Here is a 24282-nt window from a genome sequence, read left to right on the forward strand (position 1 = left end):
TGCGCAAAGAATTATTTGTATTAAATTTGCATCCTCATTACACGAATGGCCTATGGTGTAACTGGCAACACGTTGGTTTTTGGTACCAAAGAGTCTAGGTTCGAGCCCTAGTAGGCCAACATTACTACAAACCCTAATTCTTTATTGAGTTAGGGTTTTTTTTATGCTTGTAATTCAAGTGGCTCGCTTAAAGTGTGCTTGTTGTTTATTTTTATAAGCCAATAGTAAGTAGGTTTTTGTTTGAGTCTTATTTAGGGGTGTCTGTTTTCTTCATGTGAAAAATTTAAATCTTAAATGTAATTACGGGACGTTTCGCGTGGTTAACTAAGTCTTCACTAATACTACCGTTAAAGAAGTGTGAAATACCTTGTCTGCCATGAGTGCTCATGCCAATAATATCGGCGTCAATAGATTGTGAAAAGTTCATAATACCTGTTTCAATCGTGACATCATTATAGATATTTATAGTGTAGTTTGGCATTTTTACTTTTTTCGTAAAATTTAGAATTCTACTTTGTGCATCGCCAGAGGTAATGAAATGGTTGGGTGTATTCACCATGAGTAAATGCATTTTGGAACCCAAAATATTGGCAAATTGTATTGCTTTCTCAAAAGGAGGTAGGCTTTCTTCTTTAAAATCAGAAGCGAAAACAAAATGTCTGGTGCCAAAAGTTCTATGTTCATTTTTAATAACAAGAACGGGTGTTTGTGATGTACGAACTACTTTTTCAGTATTACTACCAATAAGCATTTCTTTTAATCCGCTGGCGCCGTTGGAGCCCATTACAATTAAATCGATTTGTTGTTTTTTGCAAACCTGAAAAATGCCTTTAAATATTTCATGAAATTCTACATGTTCATGTATTACAACGTCTTTCAAGTAATCTTTTTCTCTTAAATCTTCAAATTGTTTGTGTGCAAGCTTCATGAAAAACATGGCTTCGGGCAATTCGTTGTAAGAACTTAAGGCGTCTATGGTGTGCATAGGCACCTCTAAAATATGCAATAAATAAATTTCACAATGGTGCTTTTTAGCTAATTGTGCGGCTACCTTTAAAGCATTTTCAGCTTGGGTAGAAAAGTCAGTGGGGACAAGAATTTTTTTCATAATTTCAGTTTTGGTTTATAATTATGATTTAGATGCTGTTAGCATAAAAAAACATTCGATTTTCAGTATTGCTCAATTTATGATTTGATAAGTAAGGTGTATCTAAATTTATGAAATATTACTTTAAAAATCAATTAAATATTATATATTTGCACCGTTGAAAGGCTAAAACAAAGAAAGAGGGGACGGAAAGTCCCCTCTTTCTATAAGAAAAATGTTTAAAAATACCGTAAAAAATTTACTAGACGCTGCGTTGATAGAACGACCAGACTTATTCTTAATTGAGTTTTCAATTAAGGAAGGCAATCATATCATTATAGTTATTGATGGAGATGATGGCGTGTTAGTTGAAGATTGTATGTTTGTTAGCAGGGCTATAGAAAACAATTTCGATAGAGAAGAACATGATTTTTCTTTAGAAGTGATGTCGGCAGGCGCTACATCGCCTTTAGTAAACCAAAGGCAGTATGGTAAGAATTTGAAAAGAGAGTTAGTAGTTAGAACGGCTTCAGAAAAAATTGAAGGTGTACTTACTAAAGCAACCGATACAAATATTACTTTAGAATGGAAAGTTAGGGAGCCTAAACCAATAGGTAAGGGTAAAGTAACTGTAAAGAAGCAAGCGGATATCGCTTACGAAGATATTGTAGAAGCAAAAGTTATGATTAAATTTTAATTCAATAAGAGTTATGGAGAATATCGCGTTAATTGAATCTTTTTCAGAATTCAAAGACGATAAGCTAATTGACAGAGTAACGTTAATGGCGATTTTAGAGGATGTATTTAGAAGTGCCTTAAAAAAGAAATATGGTGATGACGATAATTTTGATATTATTGTTAATCCTGATAAAGGTGATTTAGAGATTTGGAGAAATAGAGTTGTAGTTGCAGATGGTGAAGTTGAAGAGCCTAACCAGGAAATTACACTAACTGAAGCTCGTAAAATTGAGCCCGATTTTGAGGTAGGTGAAGATGTATCGGAAGAAGTTAAGCTTATTCATTTAGGAAGACGTGCTATTTTAGCCTTACGCCAAAACCTTATTTCTAAAATTCATGAACACGATAATACTATTGTTTTCAAACAATTTAAAGATTTAATAGGTGAAATTTACACAGCTGAAGTACACCATATTCGTCACAGAGCTGTTATTTTATTAGATGATGAAGGGAATGAAATTGTGCTTCCAAAGGAAAAACAAATACCTTCAGATTTCTTTAGAAAGGGTGATAATGTAAGAGGTGTTGTTGATAGTGTGGAATTAAAAGGTGCAAAACCAACTATCATTATGTCTAGAACGTCTCCGGCGTTTTTAGTAAAACTTTTTGAACAAGAAATACCAGAAGTTTTTGATGGTTTAATTACCATTAAAAATGTAGTAAGAATACCAGGTGAAAAAGCAAAAGTAGCTGTAGATTCTTATGATGATAGAATTGATCCTGTGGGTGCTTGTGTTGGTATGAAAGGTTCTAGAATTCACGGTATTGTACGTGAATTAGGAAACGAAAATATTGATGTAATTAATTACACAAATAATTTACAATTATACATAACAAGAGCATTAAGCCCTGCAAGAGTTACTTCTATTAAAATTAATGAAGAAACAAAACGTGCAGAAGTGATCTTGAAACCAGAAGAAGTAAGTAAAGCGATTGGTAGAGGCGGACATAATATACGTCTAGCTGGCCAATTAACAGGATATGAAATCGATGTGTTTAGAGAAGGTGCTGAGGAAGATGTTGAGTTAAGAGAATTCTCTGATGAAATTGAAGGATGGATTATTGAAGAATTTAGTAAAGCTGGATTAGATACTGCAAAAAGCATTTTAGAGCAAGATGTAGTAGATTTAGTGAAAAGAACAGATTTAGAAGAAGAAACAATTAAAGACGTTATTAGAATTCTGAGAGAAGAATTTGAAGAATAACATATATTTGAGTATTTTAAAGGCAATTTATGGCTGAAACAATTAGATTAAATAAAGTATTACGCGAGCTAAATATCTCTTTAGATCGTGCTGTAGAATTCTTGGATTCTAAAGGCATCGATATAGAGAAAAGACCCACTACCAAAATTTCAGAGGAGGTGTACACCGTTCTGTCTAATGAATTTCAAACAGATGCTAACAAAAAAGTAGCATCTAAGGAAGTAGGGGAAGCTAAGCTGAAAGAAAAGGAAGTGTTGCGTGAGCAGCGCGAGCGTGAGCTTGAAGAAAAACAAAAAGAGGCAGCCAGAAAAGAAGAAATTATAAAAGCCTCTAAAATTATTTCTGGTCCTAAGCAGGTTGGTAAAATCGATTTAGAACCTAAGAAGCCGGTAGAAACACCTGTTGCTCCAAAGCAAGAGGAAAAAGTGGCTCCTGCTCCTCCTAAAGAAGTGCCTGTAGAAAAGGTAGTTGAAAAGGTCGTAGAAAAGGTTGTTGAAAAAGAAACAGTTAAAGCAGAAGAGGTAAAACCTCCAGTTGTGGAAGTTGTTAAGAAGGAAGAAGTGAAAGCAGAAGTGCCGAAACCGAAACAAGAAGCAACACCTGAAGCTAAGAAGCCTGTTGAGGTTAAAAAAGAGGTTGTTACAAATTCTGAAGGGGAAGTAATTCCTGAAGAACGAGTAAAAACTAAATACCAAAAACTTACTGGTCCTAAAATCGCAGGTGATAAAATTGATTTATCTCAATTCAACAAGCCTAAGAAAAAGAAGGAAGATAAGAAAACGGATGGCAAACCTGGTGATGCTGCAGCTGCTAATAAGAAGAAACGTCGACGTATTAGTAAAGTTGGTGGCCCACAACAAGGCGGTGATAATTCGAATAGATCCGGTGGTAACGATCGTTATAAAGGTAACAAGCCTGGTCAAGCAAGACGTCCAATTGTTAAGGAAGATCCTAGCGACGAAGATGTTAAAAAGCAAGTACGTGAAACTTTAGAGAAACTTCAAGGGAAGTCTTCTAAAGGTAAAGGTGCTAAATATAGAAGAGATAAAAGAGATCAACATAGAGATCAAACGGAAAGAAACTTAGAGCAAGAAGCAGCTGAAAGTAAAATTCTAAAAGTAACTGAGTTTGTTACGGCAAGCGAAGTTGCAACGATGATGGATGTATCTGTTACCCAAATTATTTCGGCATGTATGTCACTTGGGATGATGGTAACCATGAATCAACGTTTAGATGCTGAAACTTTATCTATTGTTGCAGATGAGTTTGGTTATGAAGTTGAATTTGTAACTGCTGATATAGAAGAATCTATAGAAGTTTTTGAAGATAAAGAAGAAGATTTAAAACCAAGAGCGCCAATTGTAACCGTAATGGGTCACGTCGATCATGGTAAAACATCGCTTCTAGATTATATTCGTAAAGAAAATGTAATTGCTGGTGAATCTGGTGGAATTACACAACATATTGGAGCTTATGGTGTTGAGCTAGAGAACGGACAAAAAATGGCCTTCTTAGATACACCGGGTCACGAAGCGTTTACCGCGATGCGTGCTCGTGGTGCTCAAGTAACCGATATTGCTATCATTGTGGCTGCGGCCGATGATGATATCATGCCACAAACAAAAGAGGCTATTGCCCATGCACAAGCAGCAGGCGTACCTATTGTTTTTGCCATTAATAAAATTGATAAGCCAGCAGCAAATCCTGAAAAAATTAAAGAAGGATTAGCACAAATGAATTTATTAGTTGAAGATTGGGGTGGTAAAATTCAATCACATGATATCTCTGCAAAAGTAGGTACAGGTGTTAAAGAATTATTAGAAAAAGTATTGCTTGAAGCTGAATTATTAGAGTTGAAAGCAAATCCAAATAGACCAGCATTAGGAACGGTTGTTGAAGCGTTCTTAGATAAAGGTCGAGGATACATTGCAACTATTTTAGTACAAGCAGGTACACTTCGCGTTGGAGATTATGTATTAGCTGGTAAAAATAGTGGTAAGGTTAAAGCTATGCACGATGAGCGTGGTAATAATGTGATTGAGGCAGGTCCATCAACACCAGTATCTATACTTGGTTTAGACGGAGCGCCACAAGCGGGAGATAAGTTTAATGTATTTCAAGACGAGCGTGAGGCTAAACAAATTGCTTCAAAACGTGCACAGTTACAACGTGAACAATCAGTTAGAACACAGCGTCATATTACTTTAGATGAAATTGGTCGTCGTATCGCATTAGGTGATTTCCAAGAATTGAATATCATCCTTAAAGGTGATGTGGATGGTTCTGTGGAAGCATTAACCGATTCATTCCAGAAATTATCAACTGAAGAAATTCAAGTTAATATTTTACATAAGGGTGTTGGAGCAATTACAGAAAGTGATGTATTATTAGCATCTGCTTCTGATGCTATTATTATTGGATTTAATGTACGTCCTGTTGGAAATGCTAGAATGATAGCTGATAAAGAAGAAATTGATATCAGAACATATTCTATTATTTACGATGCCATCAACGATCTTAAAGATGCGATGGAAGGTATGTTATCTCCTGAATTTAAAGAAGAGGTAACAGGTACTGCAGAGATTAGAGAAATATTTAAAGTTACTAAAATTGGTAGTATTGCTGGTTGTATGGTAACTAACGGAAAAATTCTTAGAAGCTCAAGTATTCGTTTAATTAGAGATGGAGTTGTTGTTCATACAGGTGAATTAACCTCGTTGAAACGATTTAAAGATGATGCTAGAGAAGTAACTAAAGGTTTCGACTGTGGTATGCAAATTAAAAATTACAACGATATTCAAGAGAACGATATCATTGAAGCATTCCATGAAGTGGAAGTTAAAAAGAAGCTTAAGTAGTAAAACTATTATAAATAAAAAAAGCGACCAATTGGTCGCTTTTTTTATTTATACAAACTAAATGTTATTTCTTAGGCTTGAATATAAAAGCCGCAGGAAATTTGTTTTTAATTTTCTTCAATGCGCGATCTGCTTCTAAGCGCGTTCTGTAATTTCCAGCCCAAATTTTAAAGTTGGGTGTTTCATATTCAATAGTTGCTTTCCAATCAGAGAAATTGGAGTTAAATTCTTTTTGAGAAGCTTCCGCCGTAGATCGGTTTCCAGAATATATTTGTATTTTATATCTGTCCGAATCGACTTCGTTTTTATTCATTTCTTTTTTAGCTTCTAATAAAGTGGCTATTTTTTTGTCTTGATTCACCACAATACTGCCTTGTTGAGCAAATGAATAGGTAGAAACAGACATAAAAGCAATAAGACCTAAAGCACTAATTTTTAAATTCAATGATTTCATTTTCAAATATATTTATACAAATGTATACGTTATAAACTTAATTTAAGTTGTTTTTATTATTTAGAATCCCTCTAAATTACCAATTAACAGTTCCCTAACATTTCGCAAATCGACTTTAAGTATTACTTTTGCGAGAGATTTTTTTAACTGTATTTTTTTCAATTGTTAAATGAAAAAATCATACCAAAGTTTAGAAGTTAATTTGACCAACAATATGAGAAAGGTGATTCACCGTAAATTAAGTGTAAACATTCTTCGTGTAAGCTTAGTTTTATTATTAGCATTTACTAGCGCTCTTTCTGCTCAAGGAGGGGATCCGGCAAAAGGAAAATCATTATTTAATGCCAACTGTGCAGCATGTCATCAATTAGATAAGAAAATGACAGGGCCTGCTCTACGTAATGTAGAAGCACGTCTAGCTGACGATGAAGGTTTAGATAAGGAATGGATTTACAACTGGATTCACAACAGTGCAGGGGTTGTTAAATCTGGCGATGCTTACGGAAACAAAGTGTACAATGAATATGGCGGAGCTGCAATGACGGCTTTTCCTCAATTATCAAATGAAGATATTGATAACATTCTTGCTTATACAGCAGAAGTTAAAGCGGAAGCGCCTGCAAGTGCAGTAGCAGCTACTGCGGCTTCGGGTGGTGCAGCAACAACAGGAGGTGTTTCAAACGAAATAATATTAGCAGCCTTAGCTATATTATTTATGTTGTTGGCCGCTGGTTTGTTTTTAGTAAATAAAACGTTACGTCGTTTTGCAACTGCTCAAAATATTGAGTTACCTGAAGAAACAACAAGAAAGCCTCTTTGGAAATCTTTTGTTCAAAATCAATTCTTAATGTTGGTTGTTTCTATATTCTTTTTATTAACTAGTGCATATTTTGTATATGGCTATTTAATGCAAATTGGTGTAGATCAAGGGTATCAACCAGTACAGCCTATTCATTTCTCACATAAAATTCACGCAGGTGATAATGGGATTGATTGTAAATACTGTCACTCTTCTGCAAGAACAAGTAAAACTTCAGGAATTCCTTCTTTAAATGTTTGTATGAACTGTCATAAATCAGTTTATGAATATAATGGAGAAACTACTTTAGAGCATTCTAAAGAGTTCTACGATGGAGAAATCAAAAAATTGTACAAAGCTGCTGGATGGGATGATGCTGAGCAGAAATATACAGGAAATTCACAACCAGTTAAATGGGTTCGTATTCATAATTTACCAGACTTCGTTTACTTTAATCACTCACAACACGTTACTGTTGCAGGTGTAGAATGTCAAACATGTCATGGTCCTATCGAGGAAATGGAAGTAGTTTACCAACACGCACCATTAACTATGGGTTGGTGTATTGAGTGTCACAGAACTACAGATGTGAATATGAAAGACAACGCTTACTATACTAAAATACATGAGCAATTATCTAAAAAGTATGGTGTAGATAAGTTAACGGCAGCTCAAATGGGTGGTTTAGAATGTGGAAAATGCCACTATTAATAAATTTAATAAGAAGTAATTCAATTATATAATATGTCATCAAACAAGAAATACTGGAAAAGTGTTGAAGAGCTAAACGAGAATAGTTCTATTGTTGAGACGCTAAAACAAAACGAGTTTGTAGATCAAATTCCCACTGATGAATTTTTAGGTGATAAAGATGCATTAGAGGCAAGTTCTACAACACGTCGCGATTTCTTAAAATATGTAGGGTTTAGTACCGCTGCAGCATCTTTAGCTGCTTGTGAAGGCCCTGTTGTTAAGTCTATTCCTTATGTAGTACAACCTCAAGAAATTATTCCTGGTGTTGCTAACTATTATGCAACTACAATTGCAGATGGATTTGATTTTGCTAGTGTTTTAGTTAAAACGCGTGAAGGTCGTCCAATTAAAATTGAGAATAACGCTTTAGCGGCTACCAATAGTGTGGCGAATGCGAGAGTGAATGCTTCGGTTTTAGGCTTGTATGATAGTTTAAGAGTACAAGGTCCTAGAAAAGGAGAAGCCTCTATTTCTTGGAGTACATTTGATAAGGAAACCAATCAAAAATTAACTGATTTAAAAGTAGCTGGTAAAGAAATTGTGTTACTAACACAAACTTTTGCGAGCCCTTCTACAAGCAAGTTGATTTCTGAATTCAAAGAAAAATATGGTAATGTACGTCACGTTGTTTATGATGCTGTTTCAGAATCTGCTGCGTTAGATGCTTACCAAGCTAAATACGGCGAACGTGCTTTAGCTAATTATGATTTTTCTAAAGCCATGACGATTGTTTCTGTTGGCGCCGATTTCTTAGGTGACTGGCAAGGTGGTGGTTTTGATTCTGGATATTCAAAAAACAAAATTCCGCAAAACGGAAAGATGTCACGTCATATTCAGTTTGAATCTAATATGTCTTTAACTGGTGCAAATGCTGATAAGCGTGTGCCATTAACGCCAAGTGAACAAAAAATAGCTTTAGCTAAATTATATAGTTATGTGGTTGGTGGCTCTGTTTCAGGAAGTTTGCCAAATCATATAGAAGATGCTGTTAAAAAGGCTGCTGCTCAATTAAAAAATGCAGGTAGTGATGCTCTTGTAGTTACTGGTATTCAAGATGTGAATGCACAAACAGTTGCTTTAGAAATCAATGCATTTTTAAGAAGTAAGGCTTTTGATAAAGCAACGCCAATTAAAACAAGACAAGGTAGTGATAAAGCCGTATTAAGTTTAGTTGCCGATATGAAGGCAGGTAAAGTTGGTGCTATTATTACAAGTGGTGTGAACCCATTATATACTTTACCTAATGCTTCAGATTTTGCTGAAGGATTAAAGAAAACAGAATTGTCGATCGCGTTCTCAATGAAAGTTGATGAAACGTCTTCAAATACACAATATGTTGCAGCTGCTCCTCATTATTTAGAAGCTTGGGGTGATGTTGAAATTAAAAAAGGACAATACGCTTTAACACAGCCTGCTATTCGTCCGTTATTTGATACAAGACAATTTCAAGAAGCTTTATTAAAATGGACAGGAAACGATGTTTCTTACCATGATTATATTAAAGATTCTTGGGGAACAACGATATTAGGTGGTAGTTCATTCAACCAAGCATTACATGATGGTGTTTATGTTGGAAGTATTGCTATTGAAACTGAAAACACGTCAGATGCTGAAACTTTAGCAGAGACACCTTCAGGAGATGCTGCGAGTGCTTTAGCATCTTCAGCAAAAAAATCAGGATTAGAATTAGCATTATATACCAAAGTAGGTATGGGAGATGGGCAACAAGCCAACAACCCATGGTTACAAGAGTTTCCAGATCCTATTACTAGAGCATCTTGGGATAACTATTTAACTGTTTCTACAGCCGATGCTAGCGCATTAGGTTTAATGAACAAACATGTTGCTAATGGCGCATTAAATGGTAGTTATGCTAAAGTGACTGTTAATGGAGTTAGCATTACTGCGCCAGTTATGATTCAACCAGGACAAGCAAAAGGTTCTGTTGGTTTAGCATTTGGTTATGGTAGAACTGTTGGCTTAAAAGAAGAAATGCAAACAGGTGTAAATGCTTATGCTTTATACCAAAACTTCAACACGGCACAAAACGTGACTATTGAGGCTGCTTCTGGTGAACATGAATTTGCTTCAGTACAGTTGCATAATACCTTAATGGGGCGTGGAGATATCATTAAAGAAACATCTTTAGAGGTTTTCAATACAAAAGACAAGAAACATTGGAACGCTGTTCCTATGGTGTCTTTAGATCATAAAGAAACACCAGTAACTTCTCCAGATGTAGATTTATGGGATGAATTTGATCGCTCTATTGGGCATCACTTCAACTTATCTATCGATTTAAATTCTTGTACAGGTTGTGGATCTTGTGTGATTGCATGTCATGCAGAAAACAATGTGCCTGTAGTTGGTAAAACAGAAGTTCGTCGTAGCCGTGATATGCACTGGTTACGTATTGATAGATATTATTCATCTGAAGAAACTTTTGACGGTGATAATGAGAAAAAAGAGAGTACAAAAGGTTTAGCTATTGCGGGAGCTTTGGGAGAAATGGAGAATGCCTCTATGAACCCTCAAGTGGCTTTCCAACCAGTAATGTGCCAACACTGTAACCATGCACCTTGTGAAACAGTTTGTCCTGTGGCAGCAACATCACACGGTCGTCAAGGTCAAAACCATATGGCATATAACCGTTGTGTAGGTACAAGATACTGTGCTAACAACTGTCCTTATAAAGTACGTCGTTTCAACTGGTTCCTATACAATGGTAATGATGAGTTCGATTATCATATGAATGATGATTTAGGACGTATGGTATTGAATCCAGATGTTGTAGTTCGTTCTCGTGGTGTTATGGAAAAATGTTCTATGTGTATTCAAAAAACACAAAAAACTATTCTTGATGCTAAACGTGATGGACGTGAAATTAAAGATGGTGAATTCCAAACAGCATGTTCTGCGGCTTGTGGCAATGGGGCAATGGTTTTTGGAGACATTAACGATAAGGAAAGTAAAGTTGCAAAACTTAAAGAAGATAACCGTATGTACCACTTGTTAGAGAGCGTTGGGGTGAAACCAAACGTGATGTATCAAACAAAAGTGAGAAATACAACTGAAGCATAAATTAACTAAAGAATCAATCATATAATTATGGCGTCTCATTACGAAGCACCTATTAGAAGACCCTTAGTTACAGGTGAAAAATCATACCACGACGTTACTGTGGATGTGGCTAAACCAGTAGAAGGAAAAGCGAATAAACAATGGTGGATAGTTTTCTCTATAGCACTTGTAGCCTTTCTTTGGGGAATTGGATGTATTTTATATACCATAACAACAGGTATTGGAACTTGGGGTTTGAATAAAACCGTAGGTTGGGCGTGGGATATCACGAACTTCGTTTGGTGGGTTGGTATAGGTCACGCAGGAACACTTATTTCTGCAGTACTATTATTATTCCGTCAAAAATGGAGAATGGCAATTAACCGTTCTGCGGAAGCGATGACCATATTCTCTGTAGTTCAGGCAGGTTTATTCCCAATTATTCACATGGGTCGTCCATGGTTAGGATACTGGGTATTACCAATTCCGAATCAATTTGGTTCGTTATGGGTAAACTTTAACTCTCCGTTACTTTGGGATGTATTTGCGATTTCAACGTATTTATCGGTATCACTAGTATTCTGGTGGACAGGTTTATTACCAGATTTTGCGATGTTACGTGATAGAGCAGTGAAACCTTTCCAAAAGAAAATTTACTCTTTGTTAAGTTTCGGTTGGTCTGGTCGAGCTAAAGATTGGCAACGTTTTGAAGAGGTATCTTTGGTACTTGCAGGTTTAGCAACGCCACTTGTACTTTCTGTACACACGATTGTATCTTTTGACTTTGCAACATCGGTTATACCAGGATGGCATACAACTATTTTCCCTCCGTACTTCGTTGCAGGAGCGGTATTCTCTGGTTTTGCCATGGTAAATACACTTCTTATTATTATGAGAAAAGTGTGTAACCTAGAAGATTATATCACAGTGCAACACATCGAATTAATGAACATTGTAATTATGATTACTGGTTCTATAGTAGGTGTGGCCTATATTACTGAGTTATTTATTGCATGGTATTCTGGTGTAGAATATGAACAATATGCATTCTTAAATAGAGCAACTGGACCTTACTGGTGGGCATATTGGGCAATGATGACGTGTAACGTGTTCTCTCCACAGTTCATGTGGTTTAAAAGATTAAGAACAAGTATCATGTTCTCTTTCTTTATCTCGATCGTGGTAAATATTGGTATGTGGTTTGAGCGTTTTGTAATTATCGTAACATCGTTACATAGAGATTACTTACCTTCTTCATGGACTATGTTCTCTCCAACATTTGTAGATATTGGTATTTTTATTGGAACTATAGGATTCTTCTTTGTGTTATTCTTATTATACTCAAGAACATTCCCTGTAATTGCACAAGCCGAGGTGAAAACTATTTTGAAATCATCTGGTGAGCGTTATAAAAACATTAGAGAAAGAGGTGATAGTTTAGTAGGAACAGGAGCAGACACAAGAACCTCTGTGAATAAAGTAACTAATAACAAAAACGAAGCGTAGGCAATGGAAGCATCTAAAGTAATTCACGCTATTTATACCGATGATGATGTATTAATGTCTGCTGTTAAAAAAGTTAAGGCAGAAAGATATCACATTGAAGAAATATATACACCTTTTCCAGTTCACGGGCTAGACAAAGCCATGGGATTAGCACCAACTCGTATCGCTATTACAGCGTTTATATATGGTTTAATAGGTTTATGTGTAGCAATCACGATGATGAATTTCATTATGATTGAAGATTGGCCTCAAAACATTGGTGGTAAACCAAGTTTTAGCTACATAGAAAACATGCCGGCATTCGTGCCAATTATGTTTGAGCTAACCGTGTTTTTTGCAGCGCATTTAATGGTAATAACGTTTTATTTAAGAAGTAGAATGTGGCCATTTAAAGAAGCTGAAAACCCAGATCCAAGAACTACAGATGACCATTTTTTAATGGAAATTGCGGTAAATGGAAATGAAAAGGAACTTGAAAGCTTGCTTAAAGAAACTGGAGCAGTTGAGATTAATTTAATTGATAAAGCGCATTAATAAAGATGAAGAGCTTAATTAAAATATTAGTATTAGCAGTTATTTTAGTGTCTGTATCATGTAAAAAAGATACGGCACCGAATTACCAATTCATGCCAAATATGTATGAATCTGTTGGATACGAAACTTACGGAGAAGCAGCATTTAAAAATGGTGTTGAAGCACAATTACCTGCAGAAGGGTCTATAGCAAGAGGGTTTGTTCCTTTTGATATTGAAAATTCTACTGAAGGGTATGTAGTAGCAAAAGAGACTTTAAAAAGCCCCTTAGATTCTACAATGGTAGATTCAGAAAGAGGTAAAGCGTTATATGATATTTATTGTGGCATTTGCCATGGTAATAAAGGTGACGGACAAGGAAACTTAGTGAAACGCGAAAAAATTCTTGGTATCCCTAGTTATGACGATGCTGGTAGAGCTATAAACGCAGGAAGTATTTACCATACTATTTATTATGGAAAAAATGCGATGGGTTCTTATGCTAACCAATTGAAAGAAGAAGAGCGTTGGCAAGTAGTTTCCTATGTGTTGGAATTAAAGGCTAATTTAGAAAAGTAAGATAGACAAGATTATTATAGATATGTATACATTTTCAAATAAATTAAAGACATTTTCTTTCATACTAATGATTTTAGGAGCATTAGGTGTTGGTTATGGTTTTATGACATCTCATAAATCTTTTGAAGAAGTTGAAACCTTACTTGCAGAAGAATCTCATCACGGTGGTGGTCATGAAGTAGAAGCTTCACATGAAGCACCAAGTCATGATGCACATGCAGCCGAAAAAGGCCATGGTGAAGACGCACACGCACAAGTAGATGAGCACAAAGAACATATTGAACATGTTCAGCATCAAATAGCGAACAGACCTTGGTCTGCGTTATATGTAGCTGCTTTTTTCTTTATGATGATTGCTTTAGGTGTTTTAGCCTTTTATGCGATTCAAATTGCATCTCAAGCAGGTTGGTCTCCAGTATTGTTTAGAGTTATGGAGGGTATTACAGCTTATGTATTACCTGGAGCTTTAATAGTTCTAGCTATAGCCATAGCATCTGGTACTATAGGTCACTACAATATATTTATTTGGATGGATCCTGAAGTTGTAGCTCATGATAAATTGATACAAGGAAAATCAGGTTGGTTAAACATTGGATGGTTCGCCGTTAGAGGTTTAATTTTTATAGCTGGTTGGAGTATATACCGTCATTTTGCACGTAAATTTTCAATCGCTCAAGATACTGCTGAAGATAAAAGTAACTTTAAGAAGTCTTTTAGAATTGCAGCTGGGTTTTTAGTATTCTTTATTTATACGGAATCTATGATGTCTTGGGACTGGATTATGAGTGTAGATCCTCACTGGTTCTCTACATTATTTGGCTGGTATGTATTTGCTAGTATGTTTGTAAGTGGCATAACCGTAATTGCATTAATTACTATTTACCTAAAATCTAGAAACTATTTACCATTTGTAAATGAAAACCATTTACATGATGTTGCTAAGTTCATGTTTGCTTTCAGTATTTTCTGGACATACTTATGGTTCTCACAATTCATGCTTATTTGGTATTCGAATATTCCAGAAGAGGTTACTTATTTTATAACACGTTTCAAAAGTTATCAATTACCTTTCCTTGGAATGGTCGTTATGAACTTTGTGTTCCCAATATTAATGTTAATGAATGCCGATTATAAACGTATTCCATGGTTTGTTGTGATGGCAGGATTGGTTATTTTGTTCGGACATTATATTGATATTTTCAATATGATTATGCCAGCTACTGTTGGAGACAGATGGTTTATTGGTATACCTGAAATTAGTGCGGTATTGCTTTTTGCTGGATTATTCATATTTGTAGTATTTACAGCTTTAACAAAAGCACCATTACTTGTAAAAGGATATCCTTTTATAAAAGAAAGTGAAGATTTTCATTATTAATTAAGTTATAAATAAAGACGAACGACAACAATGACTGCTTTATTAACAATTATAGTTTTAGTATTTATTTTAGTTGCCATTTGGCAAATGGTAAAGATTTTCGATTTAGCACAAGCTAAAAACGATAATTCTCAAGTTGCCAACGACAAGGATAATACAATCAATGGATATTTAATGATGGGCTTTTTAGCTTTCATTTATATCATTACCATCGTATGCTTTGTTCAATGGGGCGATTTGCCATTAATGTCGAATTCGGCATCTGAGCACGGACCAACGATTGATAACTTAATGGTGATCTCTATGGTCATTATTTTTATCACACAAACCATTACGCAATTTCTATTACACTATTTTGCTTTTAAATACAAAGGTGAAAAAGGGAAGAAAGCTTTATTCTTTGCAGATAACAATAAGTTAGAAGCTGTTTGGACTATTATTCCAGTAATTGTATTAGCAGGTTTGATTATCTACGGTTTGAATACTTGGATTAACATTATGGGAGTTGACGAAAGTGATGACCCATTAGTAGTTGAATTATATGCACAACAGTTTAACTGGAAAGCACGTTACGGTGGTGCAGATAATACCTTAGGTAAATCGAATGTACGTTTAATTGATATTGATAGAGCAAATATTTTAGGTTTAGATGAAGCTGATCCGAATGCTCAAGATGATGTTATCACAACTGAATTGCATTTGCCAGTTGGCAGACCAGTATTATTTAAAATGCGTTCTCAAGATGTATTACACTCTGCATACATGCCTCATTTTAGAGCACAGATGAATTGTGTACCAGGTATGATTACTCAATTTGGTTTTACACCAACAGTAACTACTGCTGAGATGAGACAAACAGCAGAAATGGTTGAAAAGGTTGGAAACATTAATAAAATAAGAGTTGAAAAAAGTAAAGAGTTAATCGCTGAAGGTGGTGAAGCTTTAGATAGATACGAGTTTGACTATATATTATTATGTAATAAAATCTGCGGAAAATCTCATTACAACATGCAAATGAAGATTGTAGTAGAAACTCAAGAAGAATATGATGCTTGGATGAAAGAGCAAAAAGAATTCAAAAACTCTCTAGTTAATTAATTAAAAAAGATAAATACGTAATAAGATTATGTCAGCACACGAAGATACTCACGCTCACGACGACCACGGACATCATCATAAAGAGACTTTTGTAACTAAATATATATTTAGTCAAGATCATAAAATGATTGCTAAGCAGTACCTAATTACTGGTACTATTATGGGAGTTATAGGTGTTTTAATGTCTATGATGTTCCGTATGCAAATTGCATGGCCAGAAGAGCCTAATTTGTTATTTGAAGCATTGTTAGGTAAATGGGCACCAGAAGGTGTTATGGATGCCGATATCTATTTAGCCTTGGTTACAATACATGGTACTATCATGGTATTCTTTGTACTTACTGCGGGTTTAAGTGGTACTTTTAGTAACTTATTAATTCCATTGCAAATTGGAGCACGCGATATGGCTTCAGGATTTTTAAACATGGTTTCTTACTGGTTGTTTTTCCTTTCTAGTATTATCATGGTTATTTCATTATTTGTTGAAGCAGGTCCGGCAGCAGCTGGATGGACAATCTATCCACCATTAAGTGCGCTACCAATGGCACAAGGTGGTTCAGGGATGGGGATGACTCTTTGGTTAGTTTCTATGGCTATTTTTATTGCTTCATCTTTAATGGGATCTCTTAATTACGTTGTTACTGTAATTAACTTGCGTACAAAAGGGATGTCTATGACAAGATTACCACTTACAATTTGGGCGTTTTTTGTAACAGCTATAATTGGTGTTATATCGTTTCCTGTATTGTTATCTGCTGCATTATTATTAATCATGGATAGAAGTTTTGGAACATCATTCTTCTTATCAGATATATTCATTCAAGGTGAAGTGCTACACTATCAAGGTGGTTCTCCAGTATTGTTTGAACACTTATTTTGGTTCTTAGGTCACCCAGAGGTATATATTGTAATATTACCAGCCATGGGATTAGTATCTGAGATTATGGCATCAAATTCACGTAAACCTATTTTTGGTTATCGTGCGATGATTGCTTCTATTTTAGCGATTGCATTTTTATCGACTATCGTTTGGGGTCACCATATGTTTATCTCTGGTATGAATCCATTCTTAGGGTCTGTGTTTACATTTACAACCTTATTAATTGCAATACCATCTGCAGTAAAAGCTTTTAACTGGATAACGACACTTTGGAAGGGGAATTTACAAATGAACCCTGCCATGTTATTCTCTATTGGATTTGTATCAACATTCATAACTGGAGGTTTAACAGGAATTATTCTTGGTGATAGTGCTTTAGATATTAACGTACATGATACATATTTTGTGGTAGCTCACTTCCACTTGGTAATGGGTATATCTGCACTTTATGGAATGTTTGCTGGTATTTACCACTGGTATCCAAAAATGTTTGGTCGTATGTTGAATAAAAACTTAGGTTATATTCACTTCTGGATTACTGCTATTTGTGCTTACGGGGTATTTTTCCCAATGCACTTTATAGGTATGGCTGGTTTACCACGTCGTTATTATACAAACACGAACTTCCCATTATTTGACGATTTAGCAAATGTAAATGTTATCATTACTGTTTTTGCTTTAGTTGGTGGAGTAGTACAGATCGTATATTTATATAACTTTTTCAGTAGCATCTTCTTCGGAAAGAAAGCTACTCAAAATCCATGGAGTTCTACTACATTAGAATGGACAACACCTGTAGAGCATATGCACGGAAACTGGCCAGGAGATATTCCTCACGTTCACCGTTGGGCATATGATTACAGTAAACCAGGTCATGATGTAGATTTTGTACCTCAAAACGTTCCGTTAAAGGAAGGTGAAGAGGAACTTCAACACTAAAAAATCATATTAAATAATAAAAACTCATCTCTTGTAGATGAGTTTTTTGTTTAAAAGCGTATTTATTTCGTTAAGTTGTAAAAATAATCTTTTGAAAATCGTTGAAATACAAAAAAATCAGTTAAATTGCACTGTTTTTAAATAAATAAGATTAATTCTATTAATGAATTTATAGCGTTTATCTTACGTAAATTAAAACGGGCTATTAACAAAATGATTCTAATCTATTTCAACTATGATAACAAACTACTTATCTAGGAAAGTCATTAAAATGACATCAATTCTTTTGATGTTTTTATGGGCATCAATATCATGCTTTGCACAATGTCCTACTATTGCAGATCCTAATCCACCTCCCATCTGTGATGCTGCAAAATTCACTTTTAACAACTTAAATGCATACGCCTCAAGTACATCGGGTATTGCTTGGTATGCTAATAGTACAGGTGGTAGTGCCTTTAATCCGAATCAATTAGTAAAAGAAGGGACGTATTACGCTGATAACAGTTCTGGTACGTGTGGTGCTAGAGAATCAATTGTTGTTGATTTTCAAGTGAATCCTTCTGGACAAAACTTAGACCGTCTTTATTGTAGTAATGATAATGCTACAATTCAAACGTATATTGATGATGTGTTACAAGTAGGTATTCCTTCAGGTGGTTCAGTTGCCGTTTATTATGATTTTAATTTAACGAATCAAGCAAACCCTAGTGATCCTTTAACTTCAGGTGCATCAAATTATTATATTGTATTTGTAGATAGTACTAGTTGTAGAAGTCAAATAGAATTTGGCCAAGTAGGTGTGTTTAATGCGCCTGCAGACCCAACACCAGCTACTCCGCAAGAATTTTGTGAAGATTCAAACCCTGTGGTTGGTAATTTAGACCCAGGTACGACTTCAACAAATTTTAAATGGTATGAGAATGTGGATGGTTCAGGAGAGCCTATTCAACCAGCTTTATCACCATTAACTCCTTTAGTAAATGGAGAAACATATTATGTACAGGTAGATGATATTTTCTGTGTAAGTAATGCCATTGCTGTTACAGCTATTATCGATATTCCTGTAGATGCAGGTGACCCTAGCACATCAGAATATTGTAATGATAGTTTACCAACTAATGATTTTAATTTGTTTGATGAATTGGGTGGCACGCCAGATGCTTCGGGATCAGGATCGTGGTCAGGACCATTAACTACTTCAAATGGCTATTTAGGTACTGTGAATATTTCCACATTAACAACGGCTGGCACCTATGTGTTTACCTATTTAGTACCAAGTACAGGTATTTGTCCAGACGAAATGTCTACTGTAACGTTTCAAGTATATGAAACATTAAGTTCAGGAACGGTTGCTGCGAGTAATCCAGCTATGTATTGTGAATCTCAATTACCGGCTTCGTTTGATTTATCAAGTTTATTAGATAATGAAGACCCTAACGGCCAATGGACGGAAGGAACTTTAAGTTCAGACCCTACAGTTTCAAACCCAATAGATTTAACAGGTCGTATACCAGGCACCTATAATTTTACATATACACAAAACTTATTACCAAATCCATGTCCAGAAGAGTCTACTACTGTTCAAGTGACCGTGTTAGCAGATCCAAATGCAGGAATAGCGGTTAATCAAACGTTTTGTGAAAATGAATTAGCAGCGAATTCACCATTCGATTTGTTTACAGCTTTAGACGGATCACAAGATAATAATAGTGGTACTTGGACAGATGCTAACAATGTAACTGTAGCCAATTCGATTGATATTTCAGGATTAACAGTTGTGGGAAGTCCTTATACTTTTAACTATACTATTGATAACGGAACCTGTTCGGATACAGAAGCAATAACAATTACAGTAGAACCATCACCCGAATCTGGTACAGTAAATGCACCAGTAGCATTCTGTGAAGGTTCGGCACCAGCAAGTTATAATTTGTTCGATTTACTAACAGGAGCCGATGTAACAGGAACTTGGTTTTCAGGTTCAGACAATTTAGGAACAGCGGTTTCAAACCCTATCGATTTATCTGGTTTCATTCCAGGAGATTATAATTTCACTTATGATGTAGATGCTGTTGGAAGTTGTGACGACGAATTAGTAACGGTATTAGTAACTATAAATGCTTTACCAGTTACCGGCACACCAACGCCAGCTATATTTTGTGAGAATGAATTAGCAGCCAATTCACCATTAGATTTATTTGCACAACTTGCAGGTGAAGACGCAGGAGGAACTTGGTCTGATGATAATACATCAGGCGCATTAAGTGGAAGTGATGTTAATTTAACTTTGCTAGCTATTGGTTCATATAATTTCACCTATACCATTACAGATGCTAATGGTTGTGAAAACAGCTCAATCGTTCTAGTTAGAGTGGATGATGCTCCAGAATCTGGTACAGTAAATGCTCCAGTCGCGTTTTGTGAAGGTTCGGCACCAGCAAGTTATAATTTGTTCGATTTATTAACAGGAGCCGATGTCACAGGAACTTGGTTTTCAGGTTCAGACAATTTAGGAACAGCGGTTTCAAACCCTATCGATTTATCTGGTTTCATTCCAGGAGATTATAATTTCACTTATGATGTAGATGCTGTTGGAAGTTGTGACGACGAATTAGTAACGGTATTAGTAACTATAAATGCTTTACCAGTTACCGGCACACCAACGCCAGCTATATTTTGTGAGAATGAATTAGCAGCCAATTCACCATTAGATTTATTTGCACAACTTGCAGGTGAAGATGCAGGAGGAACTTGGTCTGACGATAATACATCAGGCGCTTTAAGTGGAAGTGATGTTAATTTAAATTTGCTAGCTATTGGTTCATATAATTTCACCTATACCATTACAGATGCTAATGGTTGTGAAAACAGCTCAACCGTTCTGGTTAGAGTGGATGATGCTCCAGAATCTGGTACAGTAAATGCACCAGTAGCATTCTGTGAAGGTTCGGCACCAGCAAGTTATAATTTGTTCGATTTATTAACAGGAGCCGATGTAACAGGAACTTGGTTTTCAGGTTCAGACAATTTAGGAACAGCGGTTTCAAACCCTATCGATTTATCTGGTTTCATTCCAGGAGATTATAATTTCACTTATGATGTAGATGCTGTTGGAAGTTGTGACGACGAATTAGTAACGGTATTAGTAACTATAAATGCTTTACCAGTTACCGGCACACCAACGCCAGCTATATTTTGTGAGAATGAATTAGCAGTCAATTCACCATTAGATTTATTTGCACAACTTGCAGGTGAAGATGCAGGAGGAACTTGGTCTGACGATAATACTTCAGGCGCTTTAAGCGGAAGTGATGTTAATTTAACCTTGCTAGATATTGGTTCATATAATTTCACCTATACCATTACAGATGCTAATGGTTGTGAAAATAGCTCAACCGTTCTAGTTAGGGTGGATGATGCTCCAGAATCTGGTACAGTTAACGGTCCTCTGGTATATTGTTTAGCAGATGTTACCTCAGGGCAAACATTTAATTTGTTTGAGCAGTTAACTGGTGAAGATCAAACAGGTGTTTGGAGTGATGATAATGCGTCAGGAGCTTTGGTTGGAAATTCAGTAACTATTGATGGTCTTGTAGCAGGTTCATATAATTTCACATTTGATGTGGATGCCATTGGAACTTGTGATGACGAATTGGTAACAGTAACTATAATAATTAACGATACACCAGCACCAGAAGCAATTGCAGTACAAGAGTTTTGTGATACAGCGACAGTTGCAGAATTAGTTGCAACAGGAACCACTATAAAATGGTACGACGATGCAACTGGAGGAGCGGAATTAGCAGGAACAACAGCTTTAGTGCATGGAGAAACCTATTTTGCAACTCAAACAGATGCTACTTCGGGTTGCGAATCTTCAGTTAGAACACAGGTTACTGCAGCTGTATATATGTCTCCAAATTCTGGAATTGCGATTCCAGTGTTAGATTGTAATACGAATAGTGCGATTGATTTAGTTACAGGACTAGATGAGACACAAGATGCTGGTGGAACATGGGAAGATACAGACGGAACAAGTGCCTTATCTGGAAATATTTTTGATGCTTCAGGTGTCGCCCCAGGAAACTATCAATTTACATATGTAGTAACTGCAACGTCACCTTGTGTAGATGCAAGTACGGTTGTAACAGTAACTATTGATGCGCCTTTAAATCCAGGAAGCAATAATACACTAGATGTTTGTAGTAATAATGGAACATCCGATTTATTTCCACTTTTAGGTGGTGCCGATGCTGGTGGTACTTGGTCTCCAGCGATGGCTAGCGGAACAGGTATTTTCGATCCTTTAGTAGACACAGCAGGAACTTATACTTATACTTTAACAAATGCTTGCGGTACTGTAAGTAGCGATGTGGTTGTATCGGTTACGCTTGCTCCAAATGCAGGAACTGATAATGTAGTTGCTATTTGTGTAATAGAAGGAGAAACAGATTTATTTCCACTTTTAGGAACAGGGGCACAAAGTGGTGGAACATGGTCGCCAGCATTAACGAGTGGAACAGGTGTTTTCGACCCAAGTGTTGATACAGCGGGTGCTTATATCTATACCGTTACAGCGGTTGCACCTTGTTCACCAGATTCGAGTGCAGAAATTACGGTAACAGTTAATGATTCACCTCAAATAATAGTATTAGAGCCTAATCCTTCTTACTGTTTAGTTAATAACCCAACGGTAGCAGATTTAGCATCGAGTATTCGTCCAACAGGTACCGTTATTTGGTATACCGACGCGACCTTAACTACATCATTAGCAGCAACTGATGTGTTGATACATGGAGAAGATTATTTTGCAACACAAACGAATAGCTCGGGTTGTGAGTCTTCTGCAAGTGTTGAAATTAATGTAATCATTAACGATGCACCAACACCTACAATAAAAAATGCAAGTGTGGAATATTGTATTAATGATACTCCTACAATCAATGATTTAAGCGATAATTTAACGGAATCGAATACAGTTAATAATAATGTAGTTTGGTATGATGCCGATGTTAATGGATCGGTAATAAGCAGCTCAACAACACTTACTAATTTAACAACATATTATGTGGCACTTATTGATGCTGCTTCAGGATGTGAAAGTAGTGTGCGTTTAGCAGTGACTCCAGACTTAACCTCTTGTGGTATCCCTAATTTACCAGATGGGTTTTCTCCTAATGGTGATGGAAAAAATGATACTTACGATGTTGATAATGTAGCCATTTTATATCCGAATTTTGAAATCGAAATTTATAACCGCTATGGCAATATTGTTTATAAAGGGAATGTGTCAACACCACGTTTTGATGGGAAGTCAAATCAATCAAGAACAGCTGTAAAAGGCCAGTTACCAGTGGGAATGTACTATTACATTTTCAATTTTAACGACGGAAAGACCAAGCCAAAACAAGGCCATTTATACTTAAGCAGATAATTTTAGATAAACAAAATTTAGAAATCATGAAAAATTTAAATATATATCATAAAATAGCTGCTTTCATAGGATTGACATTCATGTCTTTACAAAGTTTTGCGCAGCAAGACCCTCAGTTTACACAGTATATGTACAACATGAGCGTTATTAACCCCGCTTATGCCACGGCCGATGAAGCCATTTTAAGCATGGGTGGTCTATACAGAACGCAATGGGTAGGCCTTGAAGGAGCACCTAAAACAGGAACCTTTTTTGCTCACACACCCATTAATGAGAAAATAGAAGCTGGTATTTCGTTTACCAACGATAATTTAGGCGATGTAGTTCAAGAAAACAACATCTATGCAGATTTTGCTTATGTGTTACCTATGGGACTAGACGGTGGTAAATTATCATTAGGTCTTAAAGCTGGTTTTACATTTTTTAATGTGAATTTTGATGGCTTTAGTTTGCAGTCGGGTAGTGCATCAACAGATGAGGCTTTTGATGAGAACATCAATAAAATGTTCCCAAATGTGGGTATAGGTGCTTTCTATTTTACCGATAATTACTATATTGGTTTGTCTGCTCCTAATATGTTGAATGCCAAACATATTGAAACTGAAAATGGTGTTAAAGCCACAGGTGTTCAAAGTATTCACTACTATTTAACAGGTGGTTACGTGTTCGATATAGATGAAAACCTAAAATTTAAACCAGCATTTATGGCGAAATCGGTTCAAGGGGCGCCTTTAGCTTTAGATCTTACTGCTAATGTTTTAATTAATGAAAAACTAGAAGCAGGTTTGGGTTACCGTTTAGACGATGCCATAAGTGGTTTGGTAAGTTTTAGAGTGAAGCCCGATTTAAAAATTGGATATGCCTACGATTTTACAACTACCAACTTGGGCGATTATAACTCGGGTTCTCACGAAATATTCATTTTGTTTGATATTGATTTATTCGGACTTAAAGGCGGTTACGATCGTTCACCTAGATTCTTCTAACTTATAAAGACTA

At 35.9% G+C, this 24282-nt stretch carries 15 protein-coding genes and 1 tRNA gene; 14 read left to right on the forward strand and 2 right to left on the reverse strand.

Features of this window, described 5'->3' with window-relative positions; all coding sequences use genetic code 11:
- The first annotated feature begins 46 nt into the window (after nt 1-46).
- Nucleotides 47-119 (forward strand) — tRNA-Gln (locus Q5N74_RS14525).
- 164 nt (nt 120-283) lie between these two features.
- Here Q5N74_RS14525 and Q5N74_RS14530 read toward each other — a convergent pair.
- Nucleotides 284-1108, reverse strand: a complete 825-nt coding sequence (locus Q5N74_RS14530; RefSeq protein ID WP_304389645.1) for a universal stress protein — start codon at nt 1106-1108, stop codon at nt 284-286.
- 214 nt (nt 1109-1322) lie between these two features.
- On the opposite strand from Q5N74_RS14530, the gene rimP reads away from it, so the two are divergent.
- From rimP to infB, 3 genes are read left to right on the forward strand one after another with little or no spacing between them, the layout of a single operon-like run.
- Entirely contained in the window at nt 1323-1784 is a 462-nt protein-coding gene (gene rimP / locus Q5N74_RS14535; RefSeq protein WP_304389646.1) for a ribosome assembly cofactor RimP, read from the forward strand.
- A gap of 13 nt (nt 1785-1797) precedes the next feature.
- Nucleotides 1798-3030 (forward strand): transcription termination factor NusA, encoded by a 1233-nt coding sequence (nusA, locus tag Q5N74_RS14540; protein WP_304389647.1) that lies wholly within the window; start codon nt 1798-1800, stop codon nt 3028-3030.
- Nucleotides 3031-3059: 29 nt separating this feature from the next.
- Nucleotides 3060-5888 (forward strand): translation initiation factor IF-2, encoded by a 2829-nt coding sequence (gene infB / locus Q5N74_RS14545; RefSeq protein ID WP_304389648.1) that lies wholly within the window; start codon nt 3060-3062, stop codon nt 5886-5888.
- Between the two features lie 64 nt (nt 5889-5952).
- Here the strand turns inward: infB and Q5N74_RS14550 are convergent, their stop codons facing one another.
- The gene (locus Q5N74_RS14550; protein WP_304389649.1) at nt 5953-6342 is read right to left on the reverse strand and encodes an SPOR domain-containing protein; all 390 of its coding nucleotides are present in this window, start codon (nt 6340-6342) and stop codon (nt 5953-5955) included.
- A 214-nt stretch (nt 6343-6556) separates the two neighbouring features.
- On the opposite strand from Q5N74_RS14550, the gene Q5N74_RS14555 reads away from it, so the two are divergent.
- The 10 genes from Q5N74_RS14555 (at nt 6557) to Q5N74_RS14600 (ending at nt 24269) form a co-directional block, all read left to right on the forward strand.
- Nucleotides 6557-7852: a c-type cytochrome gene (locus tag Q5N74_RS14555; protein ID WP_304389650.1), complete on the forward strand. Its 1296-nt coding sequence runs from the start codon at nt 6557-6559 to the stop codon at nt 7850-7852.
- A gap of 33 nt (nt 7853-7885) precedes the next feature.
- A complete protein-coding gene (locus tag Q5N74_RS14560; RefSeq protein ID WP_304389651.1) occupies nt 7886-10975 on the forward strand; it encodes a TAT-variant-translocated molybdopterin oxidoreductase in 3090 nt (1029 codons plus the stop codon).
- 27 nt (nt 10976-11002) lie between these two features.
- Nucleotides 11003-12460, forward strand: a complete 1458-nt coding sequence (gene nrfD / locus Q5N74_RS14565; RefSeq protein WP_304389652.1) for an NrfD/PsrC family molybdoenzyme membrane anchor subunit — start codon at nt 11003-11005, stop codon at nt 12458-12460.
- Nucleotides 12461-12463: 3 nt separating this feature from the next.
- On the forward strand, nt 12464-12994 hold the full coding sequence (locus tag Q5N74_RS14570) for a DUF3341 domain-containing protein (RefSeq protein WP_304389653.1): 531 nt from the start codon (nt 12464-12466) through the stop codon (nt 12992-12994).
- Nucleotides 12995-12999: 5 nt separating this feature from the next.
- A complete protein-coding gene (locus Q5N74_RS14575; RefSeq protein ID WP_304389655.1) occupies nt 13000-13551 on the forward strand; it encodes a cytochrome c in 552 nt (183 codons plus the stop codon).
- A 22-nt stretch (nt 13552-13573) separates the two neighbouring features.
- Nucleotides 13574-14929, forward strand: coding sequence for a quinol:cytochrome C oxidoreductase (locus tag Q5N74_RS14580; protein WP_304389656.1), 1356 nt, complete (start codon nt 13574-13576; stop codon nt 14927-14929).
- Nucleotides 14930-14959: 30 nt separating this feature from the next.
- Nucleotides 14960-16027, forward strand: a complete 1068-nt coding sequence (locus tag Q5N74_RS14585) for a cytochrome c oxidase subunit II (protein ID WP_304389657.1) — start codon at nt 14960-14962, stop codon at nt 16025-16027.
- Between the two features lie 28 nt (nt 16028-16055).
- A complete protein-coding gene (locus tag Q5N74_RS14590; RefSeq protein ID WP_304389658.1) occupies nt 16056-17846 on the forward strand; it encodes a cbb3-type cytochrome c oxidase subunit I in 1791 nt (596 codons plus the stop codon).
- Between the two features lie 235 nt (nt 17847-18081).
- The gene (locus Q5N74_RS14595) at nt 18082-23283 is read left to right on the forward strand and encodes a gliding motility-associated C-terminal domain-containing protein (RefSeq protein WP_304389659.1); all 5202 of its coding nucleotides are present in this window, start codon (nt 18082-18084) and stop codon (nt 23281-23283) included.
- Between the two features lie 26 nt (nt 23284-23309).
- A complete protein-coding gene (locus tag Q5N74_RS14600; protein ID WP_304389660.1) occupies nt 23310-24269 on the forward strand; it encodes a type IX secretion system membrane protein PorP/SprF in 960 nt (319 codons plus the stop codon).
- Nucleotides 24270-24282 lie beyond the last annotated feature (13 nt).

Origin of the sequence: Mariniflexile sp. AS56, from assembly GCF_030552475.1 — a bacterium.
In the GTDB taxonomy this organism is placed as follows: domain Bacteria; phylum Bacteroidota; class Bacteroidia; order Flavobacteriales; family Flavobacteriaceae; genus Mariniflexile.